The organism is Gilliamella sp. wkB108 (genome assembly GCF_001690195.1).
In the GTDB taxonomy this organism is placed as follows: Bacteria; Pseudomonadota; Gammaproteobacteria; order Enterobacterales; family Orbaceae; genus Gilliamella; species Gilliamella apicola_L.
On sequence record NZ_LZGM01000015.1, the window covers coordinates 122,857 to 136,276 of the forward strand.

Below are 13,420 nucleotides of genomic sequence, written 5' to 3' on the forward strand. Positions count from 1 at the left end.
ATTTTTTGTCAATTGTTATTCTGATTACAAATTATCTGCTAAAAAACCGCCACTTTGATGCTTCCAAAGTTGTGCATACAATCCATTTTTCTTTAATAGTTCTTGATGAGTACCTTGTTCAATAATTTTACCTTGATCAAGTACAATTAACCTATCCATTGCAGCAATGGTTGATAACCGGTGAGCAATAGCAATAACTGTTTTCCCTTCCATTAAGGTATACAAGCTTTCTTGAATTGCTTGTTCAATTTCGGAATCAAGTGCGCTGGTGGCTTCATCTAAAAGCAGAATCGGTGCATTTTTTAAAATAACTCGTGCGATAGCGATACGTTGTCTTTGCCCACCAGAGAGTTTTATTCCACGTTCACCTACAAACGCATCATAACCCTTTCTTCCATTTGCATCGACTAATGATTGAATAAAGTTATCAGCTTGTGCTTTTTGTGCCGCTTTTATCATATCTTGTTCAGAAGCTAAGTTATTTCCATATAATAGATTTTCTCGTACTGAACGATGCAATAAAGAGGTATCTTGCGTCACCATACCAATTTGTGCGCGTAAACTCTCTTGGCTTACTGTCGTGATATCTTGATCATCAATAATAATTTGTCCACTTTGTAAATCATAAAAACGCAGTAATAAATTAATCAATGTCGATTTACCAGCACCAGAACGCCCGACTAAACCAATTTTTTCTCCCGGATTAATGGTCAGATCCAAATCTTCAATAACACGTTTATTGAGTTTTTCATCATAATTGAAATGAATATGTTTAAACTCTATTTTCCCTTGGTTAACTTGAAGTTGTTTAGCATTAGGTTGATCGGTAACGGTTTTAGCTACAGAAAATGTATTAACCCCATCTTTAACGATACCAATATTTTCAAACAGGGCAGCTATTTCCCACATGATCCAATGAGATAAACCATTTAATCGTAGAGCTACAGCTGTTGTAGTGGCAATTGCACCTATCGCGACTAATTGATTTGTCCATAGCCACAAAGAAACACCGGTAGTACTTAAGATTAATGAAATGGTCAATAAGTGGTTAACAATTTCAAAACTACTTACCAGTCGCATTTGTTTGTTGACGGTAACTAAAAAATCATCCATTGATTCTTGCGCATATTTAGCTTCATTACCGGCGTGAGAAAAGAGCTTAACTGTCATGATATTGGTATAGGCATCAGTTACACGTCCTGTCATTGTGGAACGGGCATCAGCTTGCATACTAGCAATTTTACTAAGGCGCGGAATAAAATAATACATCGCAATACCGTAAATGACACACCAACCCAGAAATGGCAATAATAGCCAAGGCTCTAAATGTCCGATGATTGTAGCCATAGTGATAAAAGAGATCAGTACAAATATCAATATATCAGCAATTAAAAAACAAGTATCTCTCACTGCTAATGCGGTTTGCATGACTTTTGCTGAGATTCTTCCGGCAAATTCATCCTGAAAAAAACGCATACTTTGATTAAGTACTAATCGATGTAAATTCCAACGCATTCTCATCGGAAAATTACCGGCTAAGCATTGGTGTTTAATGATCGTTTGCAATCCAACAACTAAGGTACTTGCTAAGATAACTAATGCTAATAAAAGTAATGTACTTTTTTCTTGTTGCCAGAATTTATCGGGTTCAACAACAGCCAACCAATCAACAATTTTTCCTAGTGCGGCAAATAGAAACGCTTCAAAAGCGCCACCTAACGCACTAAGTATAATAAGCAAAAACATAAAAACACGTATGCCTTTAGTTGATTGTAAAATAAAGCTAAAAATAGTTTTAGCTGTGGGTTGAGGTTCATCTTTAGGATAAGGTGATACCATTTTTTCAAAAAATCGATACATAACAAACCTAGTTATAAATAAGATTATTCATTGATATAAGAATCAATGAAATTTAAAAAGCGAGGAGGAGTGCGGTTAGATCCGGATTATCTTTGCACCAAAAATTTATATAACATCTAAATTATAGCCACTTGAGTATATACCTATTATTGCTGAAGTTATAAAAAAGGAATTTGAGGGAATTAGTTAGTATAAAATTCCCTCAATTTGGTGATTATATATTGAATAGACGTATATGGCTATTGATTTACTCAAAAAATATCTTTAATAATTTGAACAACACGACCAACGATCTGATATTTTTCAAAATCAGCTTTTGGTACATCAAGGGTTGGGTATTGGTTATTATTGCAAATTAACACCCAACCACCGAGGGTTAAACGAATTTTTCTAAGTAAAGTGAAGTTCTCATATTCAATTAAGTATATGGCACCGTCAACAATATCGGCTACTTGTGTATTAATAATAAGTCCGTCATTGTTTTTTATCTCAGGTGACATTAAATCGCCTTTTGCCCAGTAGATAATTAATTTTTTGATATCTAATCCGCGATGAGAGACCCAACCTTCGACAACCGGATAATTCATAACAGGTGGCGTTTCTCGAATATAGCGCTGAGTTTGTGCTTCTTCTTTGCTAGGTAACTGTTTTTTATATACAGGAATGCGTAAGATGTTTTCGTTATATACATCTTCATCATCATCTTCAGGATCAATAACTTCTAATCGATATCCTGTAGCTAGCCAATTGAAAGAAACATTACATTTTTCAGCAATAACTTCTAGACGAGTCAGTGATGGATATGTTTTGCCAGATAAATAGTCTCTAATCACTGTTTCGGACATATCGCACTTTTTGGCAAAAGCTGAAACTGATAAACCTTGCATAGAAGTGTGTAATCTATCTTTAAATGTTTTAACATTTTTATTCTTAATCATATTCATTTCTGACCTGTTTTTCTCCTATCATCCATATAGTAATTATATTTCATATTTTAAAAATTTTGTATCGCAATATCAAATGAAAAGTCAATATTAAGATATGTTTTTCTTTTACTTAAAACCGATAATTCGTTTTTATATTTTAATGTTCAGGCTATTTTGCGTTTTAAAGTATTTAATGTTCTTTTTTTTTAAATCAATTATTTTTTGTTTTTCTGTTTGTATTTAGTTGTTTTCTGCGATATTTTGGCATTTTTTTATACTTTTTAAGTGTTTTATATTTGAAATTTGATATTTATCAAAAATGCATTTCACCTAATAAAATTGATGATATTTTTTTAACATATTGTTTTTATTGGTAATATTTATTTTTTGCAGATAATGCGGTAATAAATTAAAAAACAAATAAAAACGTTGACTAAAGCGAAAAAAAATGGATAATAAGCAGGGTAAGGATTTTTCATTGTTTTCTTTCCTTATATTCCTTATATTTCATGTTGGCCTGTATAATTTTATACAGGTCTTTTTTTTATTCCTTATCTTGTCATGAAATCCCGCCATAAAAAGAGTATAATAGTAATTATGTTTCAAGTGAGCTTAAAATCTAGCCATTAACTAAAACGTAATATATATTTAAGAGGATTCTTATATGTCATTTAGTATCCCACATCTTCTAGTATTTCTTGCTGTGGTAGTATTGTTGTTCGGAACTAACAAATTACGTAATTTGGGTTCAGATCTTGGTTTGGCATTGAAAGGTTTTAAGAAAGCCATGAATGATGACGAGATTGAATCTAAAAAAGATGACAATTTAAATAAAAAATAATTATTGTGCCTAGTATGAATATCCATTTCGATGTTGCAATCGTTGGTGGCGGATTAGTTGGTTTAGCCACCGCCTGTGCGCTTAGTCAATGTGATCTTAACATTGCTATTATTGACACTAAGATCCATCAAAATGCTGATTTACTCGTGGATGAAATAGGAATACGAGCTTCAGCGATTAATGGTTCAACTCAACACTATTTTTCACAAATAGGTATCTGGGATGATTTGTGTGCCAGTCAACGAGTTCAAGCATTTACAGAGATAGGTGTATGGGAAAAAAATGGTCAAGCTCAATTATCTGCTCATGCACAAGATTATGGTTATCAAAATTTAGGCTATATCATCGAAAATCATGTCATATCACATTATCTTTACCAATATGCTTTAACTTGTTCTAATATTACTATTTTTAGCAGTGAAGCGATTAATAGCGTATTTAATGACGATTATGCTTGCTTGACACTTGCTGATAATACGCATTTACAAGCTAAGCTTGTTATTGGCGCTGATGGCGCTCACTCTTGGATCCGTCAGCAAGAGAATATTGCTATTTTTGAGCGTAACTATCTTCATCATGCGCTGATCACAACAGTAACGACTGAATATCCACATCAATTTTGTGCTAAGCAGATTTTTTACCCAAACGGTATTATTGCTTTTCTGCCACTTTGGCAAACAAATAAAAGCTGTTTAGTTTGGTCAACTAAGCCTGATGAAGCGGCAAATTTAGCTTCTATTTCTGAGATAGAATTTGCAAATGAGTTATTCGCCTTAACGGGTGATAAGGTTGGTCGATGCCAGTTAGTTAACCCTAGAATGGTATTTCCATTAAAAGCCCGTTTTGCTAAACGTTTTGTTAAACATCGATTAGTGTTAATTGGTGATGCGGCTCATACCATTCATCCGTTAGCTGGACAAGGTGTTAATTTAGGGTTTCAAGACTCGGCGTTATTAGTTGCGACCATTAAAGAATTAGTGAGTAGTAACAAAGATATCGGTTTACCAATAAATTTGAAAACATATCAATTTACACGTCGTAAAGAAACGTTGGTTATGCTGGCAGCTATGCGCACTATTCAAGATATGTTTAATGGTGATCATCTTGTGAAAAAGATGCTAAGAACTATTGGAATGAATGCTATAGATCATTGTTCACCAGTGAAAAAACAACTGATTAAATATGCTATGCATATTTAACCAGCTATGATTAACTGTGTTTGTTGCAAGATATCCCAAGCTCACTTATTAAATTTAAAACCATTGTTTTATTAAAAAGCGACTTTATAGGGTTGAGGGACAAATGGTGAGTTAAGCGTGTGCAATGCCCAATATGGATCGTGCAATAAGCCTTTGCCAATGGCAACGAGATCGGCATCACCAGTACTTAACACATAATCAGCAAGATAAGGATCTTCAAGCATACCAACGGTGATAATAGGTAAATTGCTCACTTTTCTGATAGCTCGAGCAAGATATACTTGATAACCGGCATGAAATTTTGGCGTATGCAAAGGATCTAATTTTCCGTCACCGCCACCGCTGACGTCTAAGACATCCGCACCGGCATCAGCAAAACGTTTAGCTATTTTGCATCCGTAATCAACGTCATAACCATTTTTACCATACTCTTGTGCAGAGAAACGTACAATAAGGGGCATATCAGCTGGCATGACTGATTTGGCCGCTTTAATCACTTGTTCGCCAAACAGTAGTTTGTCTTGACCGTATTCATCGGTTCTGAGATTGCTTTTTGGTGAACAAAATTGATGAATTAAATAACCATGTGCACCATGAATTTCAATAGCATCAAAGCCAGCCTCAACAGCGCGTTTAGTCGATTGCTTAAATTTCTCAATTAACTCAAGAATTTCATCTTTGGATAATGCGCGAGGCATTTGATATTGCCATTGTGCATTTGCATCATTTGTATCATCAAACATCACCGGCGAGCAAGAGACGACATCAGAAGCACCTAAAGCTTTGCTTCCAGCATGGGCGATTTGCAGTGCTATTTTGCCATTTTGAGCATGCACCGCATCAACAATGCGTTTAAACTGGTCTCGTTGATCATCATTCCATAAACCTAAACAATTTGGTGAAATTCGACCATTAGGAGCAACATTGGTCATCTCAACGATAATTAGCCCAACCCCACCCACTGCACGAGAAACATAATGAACAAAGTGCCAATCATTTGGCATTCCGTCAGTGGCGACATATTGACACATTGGTGGCATAACAATTCGATTTTTCAGTGATAAGCTTTTTATACTAAATGGTGTGTTGAGATAAGATATTTTAGCCATAGATAACTCCTAATATAATCAGTAAGTAAAGTAATGTTAGATTTTTATTGAACATGAAAAAAAAGATATTGTTTTAAGATTAAAACGTATTCAATAATTGTTTCTGCTAATTATCAATATAATCAATGTAAAAATTCTTTCAGTATTGATCTGTCTATTATCTTATACTGTTTTAGGTATGTTAGCTATTATATCGCTTGATTTAGGGACAAGATAGTCATTAATAAGGATAAAAAAACAGTAGAATATAAATCAAATCTTAAGTTAAATCTTTGCCAAGAAGTTTAAGGTTAGCTGAATTCAACAGAGAAGATAGTGATAACAGGATCTGTTTATATATAACATGAAGCATATTTTGTAAAAAATATTCAGGAGTCTATACCGTTTCATTTTTCTTAGCGCGCTGAATTCAACAGCTAAGGGAGTAATAACAGAATTTGTTTGTATATAACATGATGCATATTTTGTAAAAAATATTCAGGAGTTTATACCGTTTGATTTTTTCTTGACGGCTGAATTCAACAGTTAAGAGAGTAATAACAGGATTTATTTGTATATAGCATGATGCATATTCTGTAAAAAATATTCAGGAGTCTATACCGTTTCATTTTTCTTAGCGCGCTGAATTCAACAGAGAAGAGAGTGATAACAAGATTTGTTTGTATATAACATGACGGATATCCTGTAAAAAATATTTAGGAGTCTGTACCGTTTCATTTTTCTTAGCGTGCTAAATTCAACAGCGAAGAGAGTGATAACAGAATTTGTTTGTATATAACATGATGCATATTTTGTAAAAAATATTCAGGAGTCTATACCGTTTGATTTTTTCTTGACGGCTGAATTCAACAGTTAAGAGAGTAATAACAGGATTTATTTGTATATAGCATGACGCATATTTTGTAAAAAATATTCAGGAGTTTATGCCGTTTGATTTTTTCTTGACGGCTGAATTCAACATCTAAGTATCGATATATTATTAACATCTGTCAGATTTATTGTCGAACTCGGTTAACTAAGTAGACATCATTTGCAATTGGTAAAGATGTTTCAGGTTAGCTATATGTTTTAGTATAATGAATCCAAGTGATTATGCCAATTAGTGCAAGAATTGTCCCGGTTAGAATAATAGCAATCCAACCATAGTGACCATACAAATAAGTAGAGCCAACTGAGCCTAACATTCCACCAGTGAAATAACTAACCATGTAACCTGTATTCATTCGGCTGCGAGCTTCGGGTCTGATTTGATAAATGGCATTCATATTTGATACATGTGTAACTTGTACAGCAAAATCTAATAGGATCACACCTAAGATTAAAGCAATTATTGAGTAATGTGCAAGTGAGAGTGGTAACCATGAAAGCAGTAATAAAGCTAATCCAATTGAGGTTGCGATAAACCCTTTGCCTTTGTCTGATAATCGTCCAACTATAGGTGAACCCAATGCACCAGCAGCACCAGCAAAACCAAATAACCCAATAATAAAATCAGAATAGTAATAAGGTGGATCACTTAATAAAAACGCTAACGGCGTCCATAATAAAGAAAATATGGCGAATGAGATAACGGCTAGTATTGAGCGGATCCTTAGTGTGCGTTCTTGTCGGTAAAGTGAAGCGATAGAAGACATTAATTGCCAGTAGTTGATATTGGTTTTATTACGATAACTTGGTAGGGATAACCACAGTAGTATAGTGATGATACTCATAATTACCGTAGCTATCCAATAGACGTCATGCCAATCTCCTATCGATGATATTGCGCCAGCAAATGATCGTCCGATTAAAATCCCAAGTAACATGCCACTCATTAATGTGCCTACAATTTTTCCACGGTTTTCTGGTTTTGCTAATGTGGCGGCAAAAGGAATGAGTACTTGGGCTACAGCTGAAAATAGTCCAGTTATTGCAGTGCCAATAATGAGCATCCATAAATTTTGCGATGAGGCACTGACTACCAGCCCGCATGTGGTTAGAATCATCAAAATGAGAATTAAATTTTTACGTTCAACTTTATCACCAAGTGGTGTTATAAAAAGCAAACCAACAGCATAACTGAATTGAGCAGCCATAATGATTGAGCCGGCATGTTCAGTCGCAATATGTAAATCATTTGTGATTGAATGTAGTAGTGGTTGCGCATAGTAGTTGCTGGCAATAGTCACGCCAATAGCAAACGCCATTAAAAATACCAACCACCCGGATAATCCTTGAGATTGCTTGCTGTGCATAAGTAGTGATTTATCGAAAAAGAAATGATGGCAAATTATATACCAAAAGTAAGCAATTTGTAGAAAGATGCACTTATTTAGTTAACTGATGTAATAATTTATAAACAGGGGTTGCCAGCCCAATTTTGGCGTTATCGGTTATCAGGCTATACCAATAACCAGTAGATTCATCTAAACATTTATTATAGCTTGATATTTTACAATGGATAGGGATGATATCCAGATGAAAATGGCTAAAGGTGTGGCGAAATGAAATGAGTTGTTTGGTTGTGGTTACTTCAATGCCTCGTTGATTTAACCAATCAGTAATTGCTTGCTCACTGGTAAATTCCGGTAAACAATACAAACCACCCCAAATACCAGCAGGTGGTCTTTTTTCCAGCCATATGTGATGATTTTGTTCGAGCAATAAAAAGTAAGCGGTTTTTTCCGGAATAGTGTTTTTAGGTTTTTTAGTCGGGTATAGTTGCCAGCTTGCTGTTTGGTAAGCAATACAATCAATATGTAGTGGACACAGTGTACATTTGGGTTTAGTACGTGTACAAACCATTGCACCTATATCCATCATAGCTTGATTGAACTTTGCTACATCTTGCTCAGGAGTTACTTGTTCGCTTAAAGACCAAAGTTTATTTTCAATAGCTTTATTACCAGGCCAACCTTCAATGGCAAAATAGCGGGTTAATACACGTTTTACATTACCATCTAAAATAGCATATTGCTGATTTTGAGCTAGTGATAATATTGCCCCAGCGGTAGAACGCCCAACCCCCGGTAATGCCACCACATCTGCAAATTGGTTAGGAAATTGTCCGTGAAATTGTTCACTAATCACTTGTGCTGCTTTATGTAAATTACGCGCACGCGCATAATAGCCAAGCCCAGTCCAAAGATGTAATACATCATCAATTGGCGCGTTAGCTAAATCATTGACAGTGGGAAATTGCTCAATAAAGCGAGTAAAGTAGGGGATAACTGTTGCAACTTGGGTTTGTTGCAACATGACTTCCGATAACCAAACATGATAAGCACTTTTTTCAATCTGCCAAGGTAGCGTTTTTCTACCATACTGTTCATACCAATTTAGTACAGCTTGTGAAAAATGTTGCATCGTCACAATGATTACATTACCGCTGAAATAGTATCACTTGGGTAACAACCTAGGACTTTAGAAAATAGGGTAATTGCCGATAACTCTTTTAATGCAGTTTGCATTTCATAAGAATTAATATTACCTTGTAAATCAATATAAAACATCTCTTCCCACGGATTACCATGAATTGGACGTGACTCAAGTTTTGTCATTACAATATTATGTTTGCGTAGTACTAATAAAGCATCAACTAATGCGCCGGCTTGCTGTCCAGTTTTCATTAAAATTGTGGTTTTAGCCGGAATTTGATCTGAAACATCAATAGGTTTACGGGCAAGGACAATAAAGCGCGTAATATTCTCTTTTTGATTGGCAAAATTATGTTCCAGAACTTGTAAACCATATAATTCACCACCGTCTTTATTCCCCATCGCTGCAACATTAGGACTATTTAATTTTGCTACGGTTTCCATTGCTGATGAAGTGCTATCGCAATAAACAATCTTCCAATGAGGGAAACTCTCTAAAAAATGACTACATTGTTGAAAAGGTTGTGGATGACTATAAACAGTATCAATTTGTTCAAGTTGGCTATTTGGAATGGCGAGTATACAGTGATCGATTGGTAACGACAGCTCACCAATGATGTGTAAATTAGTTTTTTGCAATAAATCATAGACTTCGTTAATTGAACCGGAGCTGGAATTTTCGATAGGTAAGATGCCATAATCAACAAACCCTTTTTCGACTTGTTCAAAAATATCTTTAAACGTAGCGCAACCTGATTCAATCATCTGTTCTAAGTGAGTACTGGCATAACGACGTGCAGCTGAGTGAGAATATGATCCCTTAGGTCCTAAAAAAGCAACTTTAGCAGATGCAATCGTGCCATGATTAAGTTTTTCTTGAAGGATTTTTTGTTGAAGAAGTACTGAATCTTCAATAATGATTTGATACAAACGTTTAATAAATAATTCATCAAGAGAATAATTTTTACCTTGAGCAATTAAGGTTTTTATCAGCGAACGTTCACGCTCAATATCCCGTACAGGTATGTTTGCTGCAATTTTAGTATGAATGACTTGAGTTGCAAGTTCACGTCGTTTAGCGATGATCTCTAAAAGAGATTTATCAAGTTCAGTAATTTGTTCTCGTAAAGGTAATAAGGGATTTGCAGTCATTTTTGCTTAAAATTATTAAAAAACGATGCAATATTATAGCAAGCAAAAAAATAAAGGCACTCTTAAAGTGCCTTTTTATTATAAATTTAAACTTAACAGGATAGTCAAACTTATTCTTCCTCTGGTAAGGTAGCCCCTTTAATGCTGTCAAAGGCACGACGAGATTCACCTTTATGTTGAAGTTTATTAAGCTGCTTTTCAAGTTTACCAATAAGATCATTAATTGCTGCATACATATCAATATGTTTAGCTGAGGCAACTAATGGAGTCCCTTTTGTTGCTATTGTCGCATCGATAATAAATCCATCTGGCTCTTTGGATAAAATAAAGTGAGGGTTTATTAACAGCGCTCTCCATTTATCTAATTTAGCAAATTTATCTTCAAGATAACTGCGAATTGCCGGAGTAATATCCATTTGTTTACTGGTAATACTTAAAGTCATAGTTGACCTCCTTTATAATTGTTAACGAATATTGCTAACATGATTGACATCACTGATGAATACATTGTCAAATTATTTGGATTTCGTCAATATATAATTTATAACTCATTGATTATTATATGTTTATAAGTGGATTGTGTGAGTTGTATAAATTTGAAATTTGCGTTGATTGATCGTTTTATGCAAATGATGTGCAGGTAAATTAAGCTGATTGTTTAAATGCTAAGCTGATTTTTAGCTATATTGTAAGCAGACTACGGAATGAAACTACATCTTTCACCTGTTTTATAGTATATACTATTTTCATCTTTAAGCGTTTTAAGAGTCCTTCAATGGAGATGATGTGAGTTATTTAGATAATATTAAGATTGTTTTAGTCGAAACCTCTCATACAGGTAATATGGGATCGGTTGCAAGAGCAATGAAAACCATGGGGTTATCCAACCTTTGTTTGGTAAATCCTATTATTAAACCTGATTCTCAATCCATTTCATTAGCAGCCGGCGCCAGTGATATTATTAAAAATGCCCACATGTTTTTTTCACTTGAACAAGCTATTGCTGATTGTAATTTAGTCATTGGTACTAGCGCACGTAGTCGAAGTTTACAGTGGCCGAATTTAACCCCAAAAGCGTGTGCAGATAAAATAGTTCAAGAAGCAGTTAACACCAAAGTTGCTTTGGTTTTTGGGCGCGAGCGGGTCGGTTTAACCAATGAAGAACTACAAAAATGTGATTATCACGTCAGTATTCCGGCTAATCCAGATTATAGTTCATTGAATCTAGCGATGTCTGTGCAGGTTCTTTGCTATGAAATTCGCATGTCGATGTTAAATCTTCAAAATAGTAGCGGTGAATCAACTGAAGGTACACATGTTGATTTTCCTTCTAACGCAGATACTGAACGTTTTTATGAACATTTACAACAAACGCTGTTAAACACAGGTTTTATTAACGCTAATCATCCGGGACAAATCATGGGGCGTCTACGTCGGTTATTTAGTCGGGCGCGAATTGAACAACAAGAACTGAATATCTTACGTGGCGTTTTAGCTTCAATTGATAAAAAGATAGGATAAGGATAAAAAATACCCACAAATATTGTGGGTATAGCTAATTACTGATTTTTAATGATAATCTGTTAACTTTTTTTACGCCACGTAGTGCCATTTGGACCATCTTCAAGAACAATATTCATGGCATTTAATTTGTCTCTGGCATCATCGGCTTGCGCCCAATTTTTGTTAGCTCGTGCTTCATTACGTTGTTTAATCAACGCTTCAATTAATGCCGTATCAACATCATGTTGCTCTTCACCTTGTAAAAATTTAACAGGATCTTGCTCTAACAGCCCAAGCACTGAAGATAAATAGCGTAATTCAGCCGCTAGCTCGTTGGCGAGGGACATATCATTATCTGCTTTGGCCTTATTAATCTCTCTGGCTAAATCAAAGAGTATCGAATTAGCTTCTGGTGTGTTAAAGTCGTCATTCATTGCATTACAGAATTGTCGATAATAATCACTATCAGGTGTCGTGTGAGGATGATTAGCATCTGTATCACGTAAAGCAGTATATAAACGTTCAAGAGCCATTCTGGCTTGCTTTAAATTCTCTTCACTATAATTTAATTGGCTACGATAGTGACCAGATAGCAAAAAGTAACGTACTGTTTCAGCATCATAATGCTTCAACACATCACGAATAGTGAAAAAATTATTTAATGATTTTGACATTTTCTCTTGGTCAATCATTACCATACCTGAATGCATCCAGTAGTTAACATATTGTCCGTCATGAGCGCAGGTAGATTGGGCTATTTCGTTTTCATGGTGAGGAAACATCAAATCCGATCCACCACCGTGAATATCAAAATGATGCCCCAACTGATAACTGTTCATGGCTGAACATTCAATATGCCAACCCGGTCGACCTTTGCCCCATGGTGAGTCCCAGCTAGGTTCATTGGGTTTAGACATTTTCCAAAGAACAAAGTCCATAGGATTACGTTTAACATCTACCACATCTACACGAGCTCCGGCTTGGAGTTGCTCTAAATTTTGACGCGATAAAATTCCATAATTAGGATCGCTATCAACCGCGAACATGACATCGCCATTATCAGCAATATAAGCATGATTTTTTTTGATAAGTTCTTCAACCAGTTGGATAATTTGTGGCATATGACGAGTAGCACGCGGTTCGGAATCTGGTCTTTTTATATTCAGTGCGTCGAAATCGGCATACATCTCTTGTAACATTCGTTCAGTTAACTGATCACACGTTTCACCATTTTCAAGCGCACGTTTAATAATTTTGTCATCTACATCGGTAATATTTCGAACATAAGTTAAATCATAACCTAAAAAACGTAAGTAACGGGTAACGACATCGAAGGCGACAAAAGTCCGTCCATGGCCAATATGACAAAGATCATAAATAGTTACCCCACACACATACATTCCGACTTTATTGGGCGAAATTGGTTTAAAGAGTTCTTTTTCTCGAGTGAGGGTGTTATAGATCTTAAGCATAA

General features: G+C 35.2%; 11 protein-coding genes. 3 read left to right on the plus strand and 8 right to left on the minus strand.

Annotation, left to right across the window (positions count from 1 at the left end; translation table 11 throughout):
* Positions 1-24: 24 nt before the first annotated feature.
* Complete coding sequence (locus A9G11_RS01755) at positions 25-1,860, minus strand: ABC transporter ATP-binding protein (protein ID WP_065617816.1); 1,836 nt, start codon at positions 1,858-1,860, stop codon at positions 25-27.
* 251 nt (positions 1,861-2,111) lie between these two features.
* Positions 2,112-2,804, minus strand: a complete 693-nt coding sequence (locus tag A9G11_RS01760) for a LexA family transcriptional regulator (RefSeq protein ID WP_065617817.1) — start codon at positions 2,802-2,804, stop codon at positions 2,112-2,114.
* A 646-nt stretch (positions 2,805-3,450) separates the two neighbouring features.
* Between A9G11_RS01760 and tatA the strand changes: the two genes are divergently transcribed.
* Positions 3,451-3,627, plus strand: a complete 177-nt coding sequence (gene tatA / locus A9G11_RS01765) for a twin-arginine translocase TatA/TatE family subunit (RefSeq protein WP_065617818.1) — start codon at positions 3,451-3,453, stop codon at positions 3,625-3,627.
* Between the two features lie 14 nt (positions 3,628-3,641).
* Complete coding sequence (locus tag A9G11_RS01770) at positions 3,642-4,826, plus strand: FAD-dependent monooxygenase (protein WP_065617819.1); 1,185 nt, start codon at positions 3,642-3,644, stop codon at positions 4,824-4,826.
* A gap of 71 nt (positions 4,827-4,897) precedes the next feature.
* On the opposite strand, the gene A9G11_RS01775 is transcribed toward A9G11_RS01770, so the two are convergent.
* From A9G11_RS01775 to raiA, 5 genes are all read right to left on the minus strand, one after another.
* Complete coding sequence (locus tag A9G11_RS01775) at positions 4,898-5,935, minus strand: NADH:flavin oxidoreductase/NADH oxidase (RefSeq protein WP_065617820.1); 1,038 nt, start codon at positions 5,933-5,935, stop codon at positions 4,898-4,900.
* Positions 5,936-6,990: 1,055 nt separating this feature from the next.
* Positions 6,991-8,169: an MFS transporter gene (locus tag A9G11_RS01780; RefSeq protein ID WP_065617821.1), complete on the minus strand. Its 1,179-nt coding sequence runs from the start codon at positions 8,167-8,169 to the stop codon at positions 6,991-6,993.
* A gap of 73 nt (positions 8,170-8,242) precedes the next feature.
* A complete protein-coding gene (mutY, locus tag A9G11_RS01785) occupies positions 8,243-9,289 on the minus strand; it encodes an A/G-specific adenine glycosylase (protein ID WP_176701219.1) in 1,047 nt (348 codons plus the stop codon).
* 2 nt (positions 9,290-9,291) lie between these two features.
* Positions 9,292-10,443, minus strand: coding sequence for a bifunctional chorismate mutase/prephenate dehydratase (gene pheA / locus A9G11_RS01790; protein ID WP_065617823.1), 1,152 nt, complete (start codon positions 10,441-10,443; stop codon positions 9,292-9,294).
* 110 nt (positions 10,444-10,553) lie between these two features.
* The gene (gene raiA, locus A9G11_RS01795) at positions 10,554-10,886 is read right to left on the minus strand and encodes a ribosome-associated translation inhibitor RaiA (RefSeq protein WP_065617824.1); all 333 of its coding nucleotides are present in this window, start codon (positions 10,884-10,886) and stop codon (positions 10,554-10,556) included.
* A gap of 343 nt (positions 10,887-11,229) precedes the next feature.
* On the opposite strand from raiA, the gene trmJ reads away from it, so the two are divergent.
* Positions 11,230-11,964 carry a tRNA (cytosine(32)/uridine(32)-2'-O)-methyltransferase TrmJ gene (trmJ, locus tag A9G11_RS01800; protein WP_081298378.1) on the plus strand — a complete coding sequence of 245 codons (735 nt, stop codon included), beginning with the start codon at positions 11,230-11,232 and terminating at the stop codon, positions 11,962-11,964.
* Positions 11,965-12,026: 62 nt separating this feature from the next.
* On the opposite strand, the gene cysS is transcribed toward trmJ, so the two are convergent.
* Positions 12,027-13,418, minus strand: coding sequence for a cysteine--tRNA ligase (cysS, locus tag A9G11_RS01805; RefSeq protein WP_065617825.1), 1,392 nt, complete (start codon positions 13,416-13,418; stop codon positions 12,027-12,029).
* Between the last annotated feature and the right edge of the window lie 2 nt (positions 13,419-13,420).

Coding starts and splice junctions, on each gene's coding strand:
- A9G11_RS01760 (WP_065617817.1), bottom strand. CDS start 2,804: ATGAATATGATTAAGAATAAAAATGTTAAAACATTTAAAGATAGATTA.
- A9G11_RS01770 (WP_065617819.1), top strand. CDS start 3,642: ATGAATATCCATTTCGATGTTGCAATCGTTGGTGGCGGATTAGTTGGT.
- cysS (WP_065617825.1), bottom strand. CDS start 13,418: ATGCTTAAGATCTATAACACCCTCACTCGAGAAAAAGAACTCTTTAAA.
- pheA (WP_065617823.1), bottom strand. CDS start 10,443: ATGACTGCAAATCCCTTATTACCTTTACGAGAACAAATTACTGAACTT.
- A9G11_RS01755 (WP_065617816.1), bottom strand. CDS start 1,860: ATGTATCGATTTTTTGAAAAAATGGTATCACCTTATCCTAAAGATGAA.
- tatA (WP_065617818.1), top strand. CDS start 3,451: ATGTCATTTAGTATCCCACATCTTCTAGTATTTCTTGCTGTGGTAGTA.
- raiA (WP_065617824.1), bottom strand. CDS start 10,886: ATGACTTTAAGTATTACCAGTAAACAAATGGATATTACTCCGGCAATT.
- A9G11_RS01780 (WP_065617821.1), bottom strand. CDS start 8,169: ATGCACAGCAAGCAATCTCAAGGATTATCCGGGTGGTTGGTATTTTTA.
- A9G11_RS01775 (WP_065617820.1), bottom strand. CDS start 5,935: ATGGCTAAAATATCTTATCTCAACACACCATTTAGTATAAAAAGCTTA.